The sequence below is a fragment of the Roseivirga sp. YIW32 genome (genome assembly GCF_057219245.1).
This window is the reverse complement of the sequence record NZ_JBXVVG010000002.1, coordinates 625,196-638,401: the sequence shown is the minus strand read 5'-3', so window position 1 is coordinate 638,401 and position 13,206 is coordinate 625,196. Positions and strand designations below refer to the sequence as shown.

General features: G+C 43.7%; 12 protein-coding genes. 6 read left to right on the top strand and 6 right to left on the bottom strand.

The features are described 5' to 3' along the window. Positions 1-41 precede the first annotated feature (41 nt). Positions 42-269, bottom strand: coding sequence for a hypothetical protein (locus AC2D6U_RS11615; RefSeq protein WP_484721155.1), 228 nt, complete (start codon positions 267-269; stop codon positions 42-44). Positions 270-355: 86 nt separating this feature from the next. Here AC2D6U_RS11615 and mazG point away from each other — a divergent pair, with 86 nt between their 5' ends. The 3 genes from mazG to AC2D6U_RS11600 all read left to right on the top strand — a co-directional run bounded on the left by mazG (position 356) and on the right by AC2D6U_RS11600 (position 4,074). Next, on the top strand, positions 356-1,168 hold the full coding sequence (gene mazG / locus AC2D6U_RS11610) for a nucleoside triphosphate pyrophosphohydrolase (protein ID WP_484721154.1): 813 nt from the start codon (positions 356-358) through the stop codon (positions 1,166-1,168). Beyond that, complete coding sequence (locus AC2D6U_RS11605) at positions 1,165-2,940, top strand: chloride channel protein (RefSeq protein WP_484721153.1); 1,776 nt, start codon at positions 1,165-1,167, stop codon at positions 2,938-2,940. Before mazG ends, AC2D6U_RS11605 begins: the two co-directional genes overlap by 4 nt. Positions 2,941-3,480: 540 nt before the next feature. Continuing rightward, complete coding sequence (locus AC2D6U_RS11600) at positions 3,481-4,074, top strand: redoxin domain-containing protein (RefSeq protein WP_484721152.1); 594 nt, start codon at positions 3,481-3,483, stop codon at positions 4,072-4,074. On the opposite strand, the gene AC2D6U_RS11595 is transcribed toward AC2D6U_RS11600, so the two are convergent. From AC2D6U_RS11595 to fumC, 5 genes are all read right to left on the bottom strand, one after another. After that, positions 4,071-5,597 carry a GH3 auxin-responsive promoter family protein gene (locus tag AC2D6U_RS11595; RefSeq protein ID WP_484721151.1) on the bottom strand — a complete coding sequence of 509 codons (1,527 nt, stop codon included), beginning with the start codon at positions 5,595-5,597 and terminating at the stop codon, positions 4,071-4,073. The genes AC2D6U_RS11600 and AC2D6U_RS11595 overlap by 4 nt on opposite strands. Next, positions 5,584-6,330, bottom strand: coding sequence for an LPS export ABC transporter ATP-binding protein (lptB, locus tag AC2D6U_RS11590; protein WP_484721150.1), 747 nt, complete (start codon positions 6,328-6,330; stop codon positions 5,584-5,586). The genes AC2D6U_RS11595 and lptB overlap by 14 nt, the downstream gene beginning before the upstream one ends. Positions 6,331-6,340: 10 nt before the next feature. Further along, on the bottom strand, positions 6,341-8,041 hold the full coding sequence (recJ, locus tag AC2D6U_RS11585) for a single-stranded-DNA-specific exonuclease RecJ (RefSeq protein WP_484721149.1): 1,701 nt from the start codon (positions 8,039-8,041) through the stop codon (positions 6,341-6,343). A gap of 83 nt (positions 8,042-8,124) precedes the next feature. Continuing rightward, complete coding sequence (locus AC2D6U_RS11580) at positions 8,125-8,781, bottom strand: Ezrin/radixin/moesin family protein (protein ID WP_484721148.1); 657 nt, start codon at positions 8,779-8,781, stop codon at positions 8,125-8,127. A gap of 37 nt (positions 8,782-8,818) precedes the next feature. Next, positions 8,819-10,219, bottom strand: a complete 1,401-nt coding sequence (gene fumC, locus AC2D6U_RS11575; protein WP_484721147.1) for a class II fumarate hydratase — start codon at positions 10,217-10,219, stop codon at positions 8,819-8,821. A 292-nt stretch (positions 10,220-10,511) separates the two neighbouring features. On the opposite strand from fumC, the gene AC2D6U_RS11570 reads away from it, so the two are divergent. The 3 genes from AC2D6U_RS11570 to AC2D6U_RS11560 are packed head-to-tail and all read left to right on the top strand — an operon-like array spanning position 10,512 to position 13,113. Beyond that, positions 10,512-11,219, top strand: a complete 708-nt coding sequence (locus AC2D6U_RS11570) for a LiaF transmembrane domain-containing protein (RefSeq protein WP_484721146.1) — start codon at positions 10,512-10,514, stop codon at positions 11,217-11,219. A gap of 59 nt (positions 11,220-11,278) precedes the next feature. Further along, positions 11,279-12,364: a sensor histidine kinase gene (locus tag AC2D6U_RS11565; protein WP_484721145.1), complete on the top strand. Its 1,086-nt coding sequence runs from the start codon at positions 11,279-11,281 to the stop codon at positions 12,362-12,364. Beyond that, entirely contained in the window at positions 12,361-13,113 is a 753-nt protein-coding gene (locus AC2D6U_RS11560) for a LytR/AlgR family response regulator transcription factor (protein WP_484721144.1), read from the top strand. Before AC2D6U_RS11565 ends, AC2D6U_RS11560 begins: the two co-directional genes overlap by 4 nt. The last annotated feature ends 93 nt before the right edge of the window (positions 13,114-13,206 follow it).

Sequence of the window (13,206 nt, the reverse complement as noted above, 5' to 3'; positions counted from 1 at the left end):
AGGAAGTACCAAACCAGGGAAGAAAACTGTTGAAAAAAAGCTTATTTGAATTTAGCCAATACCTTGTCCACCTCGTTGTCTGGGTTTCCACAAGATTCACCGGCTTTCACATCTTTACCGCAAAAACCACATCTCACGCCTTCTTTATTTAAGAATGGGCTTTGGGAAGCGCAGGTGCCTTTGAACTCACCATTCTTCAATAAAATTAATCGTACGGACATGCCCACAAAAAACAATCCCATCAACACGAGAGTCGCAATTAATGTCATTTCGCAGTATTTTGATGCAAATTTAATATTCTTAATGCCTTAACACTACCTTTGCGGCATAAGTTTCTGGGCAGAAAACAATTATCATGATCGAACCAAAGAAAGACGACAAAAGGAAAGAAAAATTGGCGGCATTCGACAGGCTTCTGACCATCATGGATGAATTACGGCTAAACTGCCCTTGGGACAAGAAACAAACGCTGGAAAGCCTTCGGCACTTGACCATTGAAGAAACTTATGAGCTTTCTGATGCCATACTGAATGAGCATATCGACGAAATCAAGAAAGAGATCGGTGACTTAATGCTCCACATGGTCTTTTATTCCAAAATTGCAGATGAACAGGGCCATTTTGATATTGGCGACGCCTTGCATGCCATTTGCGACAAACTTATACATCGTCACCCACACATTTATGGTGATGTAGAGGCTAAGGATGAAGAAGCTGTAAAAGCCAATTGGGAAAAGATCAAACTCAAAGAGAAGGGAAATAAATCAGTGCTGGGAGGTGTGCCTACCTCATTACCCGCAATGGTCAAGGCAACCAGAATTCAAGATAAGGCAAGAGGAGTAGGCTTCGATTGGGAGAAGAAGGAACAGGTTTGGGAGAAGGTTGAGGAGGAAATGCAAGAATTCAAACAAGAGATTGATATTGAAAAAGGCACCGCCATCAACAAGGAAAAAGCACGAAATGAATTTGGCGATATGCTCTTCTCCTTGGTCAACTATGCCAGGTTCATCGACATTGATCCGGAAGAAGCATTGGAAAGAACCAATCTTAAATTCATCAAGCGTTTTCAATATGTGGAAGAACAAGCCAACAAATTCGGGAAGAACATCGGTGAAATGACCCTTGCTGAAATGGATGTTTATTGGGAAGAGGCCAAAAAGCTCAAATGATAGGAAAAGGAACCTTATCGAAATTTCTCTTTTGGCGTGTCAAGCACATCAGCACCAAGAACTTTGTCATCATCTTGGGTGCGATCACAGGACTTGTCGGAGGTGTTGCTGCGGTGACACTCAAGAGTACTGTCCATTGGCTTCGTGACAGCTTTGAGCATCTTGATATCCCATGGCTCTACGTGGTTTTGCCCATGATCGGTATCCTCATCACGACATTTCTTGCCAAAAAGGTACTGAAGGAGCAGCTTGGTCATGGTGTCACGACCATTCTATACATCATCTCAAAAAAATCATCGAAGATCAGCCAGAATAAGATGTTCAGCCGAATGGTCACTTCTGGGATCACGGTAGGTTTTGGCGGTTCTGTGGGGCTGGAAGCCCCAATTGTCGTGACAGGCTCAGCCATCGGTTCAAATATCGGTCAGCTGATGCACATGAATTACCGGCAAAGAACCTTGCTCATTGGTTGTGGAGCCGCTGCTGCCATTTCCGGTATCTTTAACTCACCGGTCGCTGGGGTGATATTCAGTATTGAGGTGATCCTAACGGAAGTGACGGTTGCCATCTTCATTCCTTTACTCATCGCTTCAGTCTGCGGCGCCTTGGTCTCCATGTTATTGCTTGGAGACGATGTTCTTTTCTCTTTTGACCTGAAAGACCCCTTTTTGGCAAGTGACTTTCCCTATTTCATTCTACTCGGTATTTTCTGTGGTTTAGGATCTGTTTATTTCACTCGAAGTACCTTACTGGCAGAAAAACTCATTCAACAGGTCAAATCCAATTACCTCCGCGCCATTGTTGGCGGATTGACACTTGGATTGATCATCTATTTCTTCAATCCCATCTACGGTGAGGGCTATCGCAGCATCAAGCTGATCTTGCAGGGACAGGCCGAGGAGATCATTAGTGATCGCCTCCTCCTATTGTGGGATTCAGATTGGTTGTTGGTTGTTTTCGCCTTTCTCATTCTTCTACTAAAACCTTTTGCCACAGGGTTGACCATCGGCGCTGGCGGTAACGGTGGGATCTTTGCACCCAGTATGTTCATGGGCGCTTTGGTCGGCTTTGTATTTGCACAAACCGGCAACCTCATCCTTAACGGCGATCCGCTTTCTGTCAGCAATTTTACCCTTGTGGGCATGTGCGGGGTGATGAGTGGAGTTTTACACGCTCCCTTAACCGCCATCTTCCTTATCGCAGAGATCACAAGTGGCTACACCTTGTTCTTACCTTTAATGCTGGTCTCTGCCATAGGCTACTATGCCAGTCAGTATTTTGAAAAATATTCGTTCTACACCAGCAAATTGATAGAGTCCGGTGACTTCATTCCTTACGACAAGGACAAACAGTTGCTTAGCCTGATGCAGATCAACCGGCTCATTGAAAAAGACCTCTTGATCATTCAACCCGAGGAAACCTTAGCTGACCTCGTAGCCCTAGTTAAAAAATCGCATCGTAACATTTTTCCCGTTGTGAGTCCCGATAACGAATTAGTGGGAATCATCACCCTCGATGATATCCGAGAGATCATGTTTGATCCTGATTCACAGAAAAGTGTAATTGTCTCTACCCTCATGCATAAACCCCCTGCAATCATCACGGCAGATGAAAAAATGCAAGAAGTAATGAATTGCTTTGAAAAGACAGGAGCTTGGAACCTACCGGTAGTCGATGAAAATGGCTATGTGGGTATCGTTTCAAAATCAAGGATCTTTAACGCTTACCGCACTTTGTTGAAAAGACAGAAAAAAGGACTTGAGCTTACCTAGGCCACTTTTACCTCTTCTCCTCCAAGAGGCTCACAAAATATAAAAAAGTTGCATTGAGACAAAAGTTATCAACAAAATCAAAATCACCCTTTTATTTTATAAAAAACTCATTATTAGTAAGTTACATAACTTATCTAAAGTGGTGTGGATAAATTCTTGAAAATGTGGAAAAAAACTTTGAGGAATTTTTGATTCTTTTTTTTGTCTAAAACTCCTGACAAAATTTGCCGCAAGCAAAGGCTTTTTGTTTTAGGTTTTTAGAAATGTTTTAGACAAAAACAACGAGTTTAGGGCAATGAAAATAGTGCATTTGGCCGATGGAATTCTCTCCTAATCAGAGGTTATGTGTTGTTAATCAGGGATTAAGTTTATATCAAGAATCTCTTATGCCCTCGGTGGTCAACAACACGCATAGATTTCCCTCAATTCTATTGACGAAAAGTACAATCTTAGAATAGTACAATTTAAAGTGTGTGCTACGTCGAGGTTGATCAGAATACATCCTTAAATTTGTTATTGAGGTAACGAAAAAAGTCTTTCATGAATTGGAGAATAACTTACTTGGCAACCATCGCATGTCTTTTCAATGGACTACTCTGTTGGGGCCAAGCAGAACCAAGTGAAGACGTCAGCTTGATCTCATTGCCGAATGCTTATGGTCAGATCATTGATCCGGGTGCAAACGCCGAACAAGGTCTGGTTCTTGTTTTCACCAACCACAATTGCCTCTACTCTCAATTGTACCTCGAGCGGCTGAATGCGCTCTATGAAGAATTCTCGTCCTTCGGCATTCCTCTTATTGCCATTGAAACGAAGATTGATTCATTCGAAAGCTCTATTGTTTCTTTAGCCAACTACTTGGCTAAGGTCCGGCTTTCTTTCCCTTACCTGATCGACCTTGATAACGAACTTGCAAAGGCCCTCGGTGCTGAAAGTAGTCCACATGCCTTTTTACTCAAAAAGAGCAACGAGGGCTTTCAACTTGTTTATGAAGGAAGCATTGACAACAACAGTCGAAATCCGATAAGAGCAACACGGAATTACCTAAAAGATGCGGTAAACCAATTAGTGACTGGTGAAGAGATCGCCTATCCAACGAGCAAATCCATCGGTTGCGACATTAGTAGAAATTAAGCCTTTACTTCTTGTAGCTTCTTGAGAATATCATCCAAATACTCACGGGTATTGGATAGCCTAGGCACCTTATTTTGTCCTCCCAGTTTCGCTCTTCCCTTCATCCACTGGTAGAAAGTACCTTTCGGCGCGACGTGGACAATGGGCATGCTTAGGGCAATATTCTTGTAGCGCTTCGCATCATAGTCTGAATTGACCATGCGCAATGTCGCATCCAATTCACTCCTGAAGGTCTCGATATCTGCTGGCTCATCTTCAAACTCAATGACCCACTCGTGCGCTCCGTTCTCATCTTCATTGAAATATTTTGGTGCTGCGGTGAAGTTGATCACTTCGGCTTGGCATTTATCGGCAGCTACTTCAATCGCTCGCTCAGCATTCTCAACCACCAATTCCTCACCAAATGCATTGATGAAATGCTTGGTTCGTCCAGAAATGCGAATTTTATAAGGATCTGTTGATGTAAACTCAATAGTATCTCCTATCTGGTACCTCCATAAGCCTGCATTGGTCGAAATTAACAAGGCGTACTGTTCTCCTACTTTCACATCACCCAAACCAATTACTTGAGGCGATTCTTTGTGAATGTCATTAAAAGGAATGAACTCATAGTAGATCCCATAATCTAACATCAGCAGCATATCTGGTTCTGTAAGATCATTCTGAATGCCAAAAAATCCTTCCGAAGCATTGTAAGTTTCTAGATAGGTCAGCTCATCACCGACTAATTTTTTGAAGATGCTTCGATAAGGGCCAAAGGCAACCGCGCCATGAAAAAAGACTTCTAGGTTTGGCCAAACCTCCCGGATATTGCTTTTTCCTGTGATGTCCAATAAACGCTGCAATAGGACGATCGTCCAAGTGGGCACACCGGAGATACTGGTGACGTTCTCCTCCACGGTGTATTGTGCCATTCGTTCGATCTTTGCTTCCCATTCGTCCATTAGAGCGATCTCCAAAGTAGGTGTTCGCACAAAGCGTGTCCAGTAAGGAAGGTTAGACATGATCACAGCAGACACATCCCCATAAAAAGATTCACTATTGCTATCGAATTGATTCACTTGCTGACTTCCCCCGATCGTGAGGCCCTTTCCGGCAAACATCTTGGTCTCTTGATTGGCATTGCAGTAAACAGACAGCATATCCTTTCCTCCTTTGAAATGACACTCTTCCAAAGCCTCATAGGAAACGGGAATGAATTTACTTCTGGCATTTGTGGTTCCGCTCGACTTGGCAAACCACTTCACATCTGAAGGCCACAACAAGTTTTGTTCACCGCGCATGTTGCGCTCGATGTAGGGATGAATCTCCTCATAAGAGAATATGGGGATCATCCGTCGAAACTGCTCTTGGGTGTGGATATCGGCAAAACCATGGGTTCGACCAAATTCAGTATGCCGAGCAGTTGTGATGAGTTTTTTGAATAATTCCTCTTGCACCTCAAGTGGGTACTTCATGAAAAGATCGATGTCGTGCATCCTCTTTTTCATGACCCAGGTTAATATGGAATTAAGAATTGCCAATGAGGTCTTTTCGCTTAAGTTGAAAATGTTTGCCTAAATATACCTTTCTCACTTGTTCGTCAGCAGCTAATTCTTCCGCTGTTCCCGCTTTCAGCAACCGTCCTTCAAACATCAAGTAGGCTCTATCGGTGATGGAAAGGGTTTCCTGGACATTGTGATCCGTTATCAAAATACCAATATTTCTGTTCTTGAGCTGGGCAACAATGGTCTGAATTTCCTCTACTGCAATCGGGTCTACCCCGGCAAATGGTTCATCGAGCAGTACAAAAGAGGGGTCAACAGACAGTGCTCTGGCAATTTCAGTTCTCCTTCGTTCTCCACCTGAAAGAACTCGTCCTAAGTTTTTTCTTACGTGGGTAAGCGAAAACTCTTCCAATAGCGATTCCATCTTCTCTCGTTGTTCGGTTTTTGACAACTTGGTCATTTCCAATACGGCCAGAATATTTTGCTCAACCGTTAGCTTTCTGAAAACAGAAGGTTCCTGTGCCAAATAACCGATGCCCATCTGCGCTCTTTTGAACATGGGTTCGGGCGTAATGTCTTTATCATCAAGGTAGATATGCCCCTCATTCGGCTTGATCAGCCCAACGATCATGTAAAAAGAAGTGGTCTTCCCAGCTCCATTAGGCCCCAATAAACCTACGATCTCGCCTTGATTTACCTCTACGGAAATGTCATTCACAACTTTCCGCTTCTTGTATATCTTGATAAGGTTTTCGGCTCTTAAATTCATGCTTCTTTCGTTAATCGAACTTGATATCCTTGATCATCAATTGCAAAGAGGTGATTCCTCGAAACTCGTTTTCTTCAATGGTGTATGCCATGTGAAAGCGCATTCCGCAATCAACAAGATCCATGCAGTCACCTAGGCCAAATCCAATGGCATCGAAGGCGGCATCTGTTCCATCCTGTTTCACTGTAAACTTCAAATGCTCCCCTTTTAGCACGCGTGCATTCGTGGCAAAAACATTCTCAGAAACAAAAACAGGTTGCATGTTTTTTGGCCCAAAAGGCGCCATCTGCGAAATGATATTGAAAAAGCGCTCGTTGATCTCATCCAGAAAGATCACCGCATCGGCCTTGATCACAGGTTTGGTTTGTTCTTTGGTGATCGTACGCTTGACGACCTCTTCAAAACGCTGCCGAAAGGCCTCTACATTCTCCGTCGGCAAGGAGACACCTGCCGCGTATTTATGCCCCCCGAATTGCTCCAACAGATCAGCACATTCAGAAATGGCCTGATACACATCAAATCCATCCACTGATCTTGCAGAGCCGGTAACCTTATCGTTAGACTCTGTTAGGATCACCGTGGGTTTATAATAGCGCTCGATACAGCGAGACGCCACGATACCAATGACGCCCTTGTGCCAATCATTCTTGAAAAGCACTGTCGATTTTGCCGCCATCATGTCTTCATTGGTTGAAATCATTGCCAAGGCCTCTTCTGTAATGCTGGAATCAAATGTTCTTCGTTCGTCGTTCTGCACATCGATTGAGCTGGCCAGCACCTCTGCCTCCTCTTCGGATTGGGCCAGTAGTAGGTCAACTGCTGCTCCTGCATGATCCATTCTTCCCGCTGCATTAATTCTCGGTCCAATACCAAATACAATGCCTGAAATGGTGAGGTTCCTTTTGTTTTTGCAAAGATTAACCAGCGAGGCCAAACCTGGCCGTGGTTGCTGGTTTAGTTTCTTTAGACCATAATAGGCCAAAATTCTGTTTTCTCCCGTCAGTGGAACAATATCTGAGGCAATACTGACAGCCAACAGATCGAGGTAATCAAAAAGCAGGCGTTCGTTGATGTCATTCTTTTGACAAAAGGCCTGCAACAGCTTGAAGCCAACTCCACACCCCGATAACTCTTTATAAGGATAGGAACAGTCTTCTCTTTTGGGGTCTAACACAGCCAATGCTGGCGGCAGCTCTTCTCCAGGATTATGATGATCACAAATGATAACATCTATGCCTTTTGCATTGGCATCCGCAACCCGATGATTTGCCTTTATTCCACAGTCCAGCGTGACGATCAACCCAAAGCCATGCTCAGCGGCATACTGTATGCCCTCCTCTGAAACACCATATCCTTCTTTGTATCGGTCCGGGATATAATAGGTCAGCGACTGATGATAGTTAGATAGAAAACCGAAAAAGGTAGCTACTGCCGTTGTGCCATCGACATCGTAGTCGCCATAGACCATCACTTTCTCATTATTCGCGATGGCGCGATTGAGTCGATCCACAGCTTTATCCATGTCCTTCATTAAAAAAGGATCATGCAGGTCTTCTATCTTGGGTGTAAAAAATGCTTTGGCCTCTTCTTTGGAATAGATGTTTCGCTGTGCCAATAGAATCGCGATGGCTTCCGAAACCTTGAGCTCTTCCTGAAGCTGAGTAATCACTTCATGATCAAAACTATCTTCAAAAACCCAGCGTTTCTGCATGTCAACTTGTGTGATGAATCAAAGTAAAATTATAAAAAAAGCAGTGCCCAAAAGAGCACTGCCTACTTTTAGTTTATTTCTTATCAGTTGGCTCCTTGAGCGCCATTGCCAATTACCTCTTTCAAAGGCACTCGACGATTGTCTTTGTAAGGAACGATCCAGGCATCTTCAACACCCATTTCTCTAAGGTATCGTTTCAAGACGTTGGCGTCTTCGTAATTTCTGAAATTACCAATAACGTATCTTCTGAGCTCTTCCATTTCTTCTTGGCTAAACTCTTTAGACGTCTCAGCATATTTCTCCAGATCCATTTTTCGGAATGCACCTACCTGCACCTTAAAGACAACGCCGACACTCAAATCTTCGCCATTGACTACATTCGGATTGTACGCAGGTTGTTGTACCGGTTCCTTTTTCAAGTTTTCTAACTCACGTTGAGCCGCTTGGTAGGCTGCCTGCATACGCGTTACTTGCTTCTGAAGGTCGCTGGTTTGTTCGTCTTTCTCAGAAATCTGGGACTCAAGACTTTTGCTCTCACCTTCCATACTCGCGATGTTAGCTTTCATTGCCGTGTTTTGCTCGTATAAAAGCCTGAAGTCTTCCGGAGACATTTTCTTTTTCCTCTTTTTCCATTCCTTTTTTTCCTTTTTGGTCAAAGGCCTGACATCTTCTGTTTGGGCAAAAGCAATGGCTGCCACAAAAAGTCCTAACAGTAAGGTAAAAATTCTAGTCGTCTTCATTTCGCTGTCTATATAACTACAAATTAGGATTTTAAACTCAGCTTTTCAAACTCCCGATCATATCTTCAGGGCGAACCCACTCATCGAATTGCTCCGCCGTTACATATCCCAGGTTTATGGCTTCTTCTTTCAGCGTAGTACCGTTCTGATGGGCAGTCTTAGCAATTTTGGCGGCTTTTTCATATCCGATCTTTGTATTTAGGGCAGTGACCAGCATTAACGAATTATTGACATGCGCTTGAATACTTTTGTGATTAGGTTCAATTCCCACAGCACAATGCTCATCGAAAGACACACAAGCGTCACCGATCAATCGGGCAGACTGCAATACATTGTAGGCCATCACTGGCTTGAAAACATTGAGTTCATAATGGCCTTGTGCGCCTCCCACTGTCACCGCCACATCGTTGCCCATAACCTGTGCAGCGACCATGGTCATGGCCTCACACTGCGTCGGGTTGACCTTACCCGGCATGATCGATGATCCGGGTTCATTAGCCGGAATGATGATTTCTCCAATTCCTGATCTTGGACCAGAGGCTAACATCCTGATGTCATTCGCAATTTTATTCAATGAAACCGCAAGCTGCTTGAGAGCGCCATGGGTTTCGACCAAAGCATCATGCGCTGCAAGGGCTTCAAATTTGTTTTCTGCCGTGACAAAAGGCAACCCTGAAAACTCGGCGATCTTCTGCGCCACCAATTCAGCATAGCCTTCCGGCGTATTGATACCCGTTCCTACGGCTGTGCCCCCTAGTGCCAGTTCAGACAGGTGAGCCAATGTGTTTTTCAATGCTTTGATGCCATGATCAAGTTGAGAAACATAGCCTGAAAACTCCTGGCCCAAAGTGAGGGGGGTGGCATCCATCAAATGGGTTCTTCCGATCTTTACCACTTGCATAAAAGCCTCGGATTTCGCTTTTAAGGTATTCCTGAGTTGCTCTACGCCTGGAATGGTCGTTTCAACGATCATTTTATAAGCAGCAATGTGCATTCCGGTTGGAAACGTGTCATTGGATGACTGCGACTTATTGACGTCGTCATTGGGGTGAATCTTTCGTTCGCCTTTGCCCAGCTCATTTCCTTCAAGCACATGCGCTCTGTTGGCGATCACCTCATTGACATTCATGTTTGACTGGGTGCCAGAACCTGTCTGCCAAACGACCAAAGGAAACTGATCATCCAGCTTTCCTTCTAGGATCTCATCACAAACAGCCGATATCAAATCTCTTTTCTCTTCAGACAGAACGCCCAGCTCACAGTTGGTATGAGCAGCGGATTTCTTCAAATAGGCAAAGCCATACACCACTTCTAGTGGCATACTTCCGGCAGGACCTATCTTAAAATTATTTCTTGACCGCTCCGTTTGTGCTCCCCAATACTTCTCGGCAGGTACTTTTACCTCGCCCATGGTGTCCTTTTCGATTCTAAATTCCATAAGAAATGAGTGATGTTGAATGAAGGCGCAAGTTAGCCGATGAACGCTTGAAACAGAAATGAAAAAATGCATTTCACCGAATGGCAGATTCGCCGTGAAAATTAAATCGAACCAAGAGCGCGTTTACCGATGGCCAGCGTGCACTGACCGATTACCTGAGACCTCTCCTAATAGAAGCGCGTACATTTGAATAACAACATAGCAATCGGTCAAGGGTTGGTCGCCCTGAAAGCCCGAGGTCATGTAAGCCGCTAGACGGCAAACTCAAAACAACAGTTAAAAAAGCAGAACAATGGAATCAAAATTAAACAAGCGAATCATTACAGGAGCCATCTTCCTTATAATAGGTGTCCTCTTAACATTAGACAATTTAGACATTGTCCGGTTTCGTTTACCTGATTACTTATTTGGTTGGTATACCATCCTGATCGTGATTGGCCTCTTCATTGCCTTTGTAAGAGAAAAGGTGGGTTTTGGAATTACCCTGATCGTTATCGGTGGGCTTTTTATGCTCGATGAAATGGCGTGGTATTTCAATTGGGATTTTGAATTCCGTGATGTCTTCAGGTTATGGCCGCTTGTTTTTGTTGCCATCGGTGCCTCGCTCATTTTACGAAGGAATAGGGTCGACGAGTTCGAAAAAAAAACACTGACAGATAACGATGATGCATTAGACGAGATCGCCATCTTCAGTGGAGCAGAGCGCAACATAACGTCAAAGGAGTTCAAAGGAGGAAAACTAACCGCCATTTTTGGGGGAACTGAATTGAACCTGATGAATGCTGACCTTGCTCAGGGCACGAATATTTTGGATGTATTCTGCATGTTCGGTGGCACAGAAATCACAGTGCCTTCTGACATGAATGTAAAGATCAAGGTAACGGCAATTTTTGGAGGATTCTCTGACGATAGAAAGCTAATCAGTGAGAACGAAGCGAATAATGGCAAGGAAATGGTCATTAAAGGATTGGTTCTTTTTGGAGGAGGGTCCGTGAAGTAAGCTACAAGGAGTTAGCTGCAAGCTTCAAGTGTGAATACTTGAAGCTTGCAGCTTAAAGCTTGAAGCTTTTTGCTATTTTCCGCTTCGGCGGATTTTTTATGGACCACCCCTTCATCAAAAATAGAAACATCATCCTGTATACCTTGCTTTGGGTATTCGTATGGGGGGTATTCACTTCTGCTCTATACTTTTTTTATGATTTTAGCTTTGAGCAGGCGGCCATCGACAGTTTGGTCTACAACCTCCTCTTCTACGGAGCAGGCCTGGCCTACTGGTTCAATGTACGCTATAGCTCGCTAGAAAGCTCTCAACTCTTCAACCTGGTCGTTTCCCACCTCGCCGCAGCTGCCCTGTCAGTTGCCCTGATCGTGTTTCTGTCCCAAACGGTATTAAAAAGTATTTATGGTGATGAAGAGTACCTCACTTTTCTTAAGGAGTCGCTTCCTTGGCGAGTAGGGCTAGGGCTGCTGTATTACATCATTATTGTCTTGATCTATTATCAGCTGATCTATTTTGATTATTTGAACGAACGTTCTACTCGGCAAGCTCAATTAGAATCCATGCTTAAAAGTTCAGAATTGGAGATGTTGAAATCTCAGATCAACCCACATTTTATTTTCAACAGCTTGAATTCCATATCATCTCTTACCATCATTTCACCTGAAAAAGCGCGTGAGATGATCGTCAAGTTATCGGACTTTCTTCGCTATTCTTTAGGCAAGCAAAATGATCAAATGACATCACTGAAGGACGAAGTGAATAACATTTTGCTTTATCTTGACATTGAAAGAGTACGGTTTGGTGAGCGTTTAGCCATTGTTGTGGATATGGATGAAAAGTGCCGTTCACTACTGTTGCCTAACTTGATCTTACAACCCCTTTTCGAAAATGCGATCAAACACGGCATTTATGAAAGTCTTGAAAAGATCACGATCACGCTCAAGGCAAGCTGCGAATCAAACGTACTGAAGGTCGCCGTAAGCAACGAATACGATCCGAATGCGACAGGAAAAAAAGGGAAGGGAATCGGGCTTCATAATATCAGGGAACGACTTCGTTTGATCTATGGCATCAGCAATGGGGTCTTCATTCATAAAACAGAACGTATGTTTACCGTTAGACTAGAAATTCCACAAAAAGGATGAGTAGCATCAAAACCATAATCATAGATGATGAGAACTTGGCCAGAGAGCTGATCAAGGCGTACTTAGCCAAATTTGAAGAAATTGAGGTCTTGAAAGAGTGCGAAGATGGGTTTCAAGGATTGAAGGCCATTCAAGAATTAAAACCTGACCTGATCTTTTTAGACATTCAAATGCCCAAGATCACAGGTTTTGAAATGCTCGAACTGCTCGACGAACCGCCGGTGGTGATCTTTAGCACCGCCTTTGATCAGTACGCCATAAAAGCCTTCGAACTCAATGCGACTGATTACTTGCTCAAACCGTACAGTGAAGAACGTTTTACTGAAGCGGTGAAAAAAGCGATCCAAAAGATCGGGCAAAAGGATCAGCTAAAGGCAGAAACACAACAACTGACCGTCACACGAAGGGAACAAGAAGAGGAGATCGACCGATTGGTGGTCAAAACGGGGAATAAGATCCAAATTCTTCCACTCGATAGCATCCATCATTTTGAAGCACAAGATGACTATGTGGCCATTCATGCAGAAGCCGGGAAGTTTCTTAAACTGATGCGCATGAAACACCTCGAGGAGGGCTTACCAGATGGTGAGTTTATTCGTATTCATCGGTCGCACATGGTGAATGTCAAAATGATCGAAAAGCTGGAGCTTTATGAGAAAGACTCTTACTTGCTCACCTTGAAAAATGGCAAACAACTACCCGTTAGCAGGAGTGGCCACGGCAAATTGAAAGAGGTGTTGAAGTACTGAATTTCATCAAAAAGCAAACAACTACAGTTCATCTAGGAAATTCTACAGTTCAGTAAGACTTATTTAAACGAGGACTTAGATCTCTGCACCTTC

What these genes read in the sequence shown, in the direction of transcription:
- AC2D6U_RS11615 (WP_484721155.1), bottom strand. Translation starts at nt 269, where the DNA reads ATGACATTAATTGCGACTCTCGTGTTGATGGGATTGTTTTTTGTGGGC.
- lptB (WP_484721150.1), bottom strand. Translation starts at nt 6,330, where the DNA reads ATGAATTTAAGAGCCGAAAACCTTATCAAGATATACAAGAAGCGGAAA.
- AC2D6U_RS11580 (WP_484721148.1), bottom strand. Translation starts at nt 8,781, where the DNA reads ATGAAGACGACTAGAATTTTTACCTTACTGTTAGGACTTTTTGTGGCA.
- AC2D6U_RS11570 (WP_484721146.1), top strand. Translation starts at nt 10,512, where the DNA reads ATGGAATCAAAATTAAACAAGCGAATCATTACAGGAGCCATCTTCCTT.
- AC2D6U_RS11605 (WP_484721153.1), top strand. Translation starts at nt 1,165, where the DNA reads ATGATAGGAAAAGGAACCTTATCGAAATTTCTCTTTTGGCGTGTCAAG.
- mazG (WP_484721154.1), top strand. Translation starts at nt 356, where the DNA reads ATGATCGAACCAAAGAAAGACGACAAAAGGAAAGAAAAATTGGCGGCA.
- fumC (WP_484721147.1), bottom strand. Translation starts at nt 10,219, where the DNA reads ATGGAATTTAGAATCGAAAAGGACACCATGGGCGAGGTAAAAGTACCT.
- AC2D6U_RS11560 (WP_484721144.1), top strand. Translation starts at nt 12,361, where the DNA reads ATGAGTAGCATCAAAACCATAATCATAGATGATGAGAACTTGGCCAGA.
- AC2D6U_RS11600 (WP_484721152.1), top strand. Translation starts at nt 3,481, where the DNA reads ATGAATTGGAGAATAACTTACTTGGCAACCATCGCATGTCTTTTCAAT.
- recJ (WP_484721149.1), bottom strand. Translation starts at nt 8,041, where the DNA reads ATGCAGAAACGCTGGGTTTTTGAAGATAGTTTTGATCATGAAGTGATT.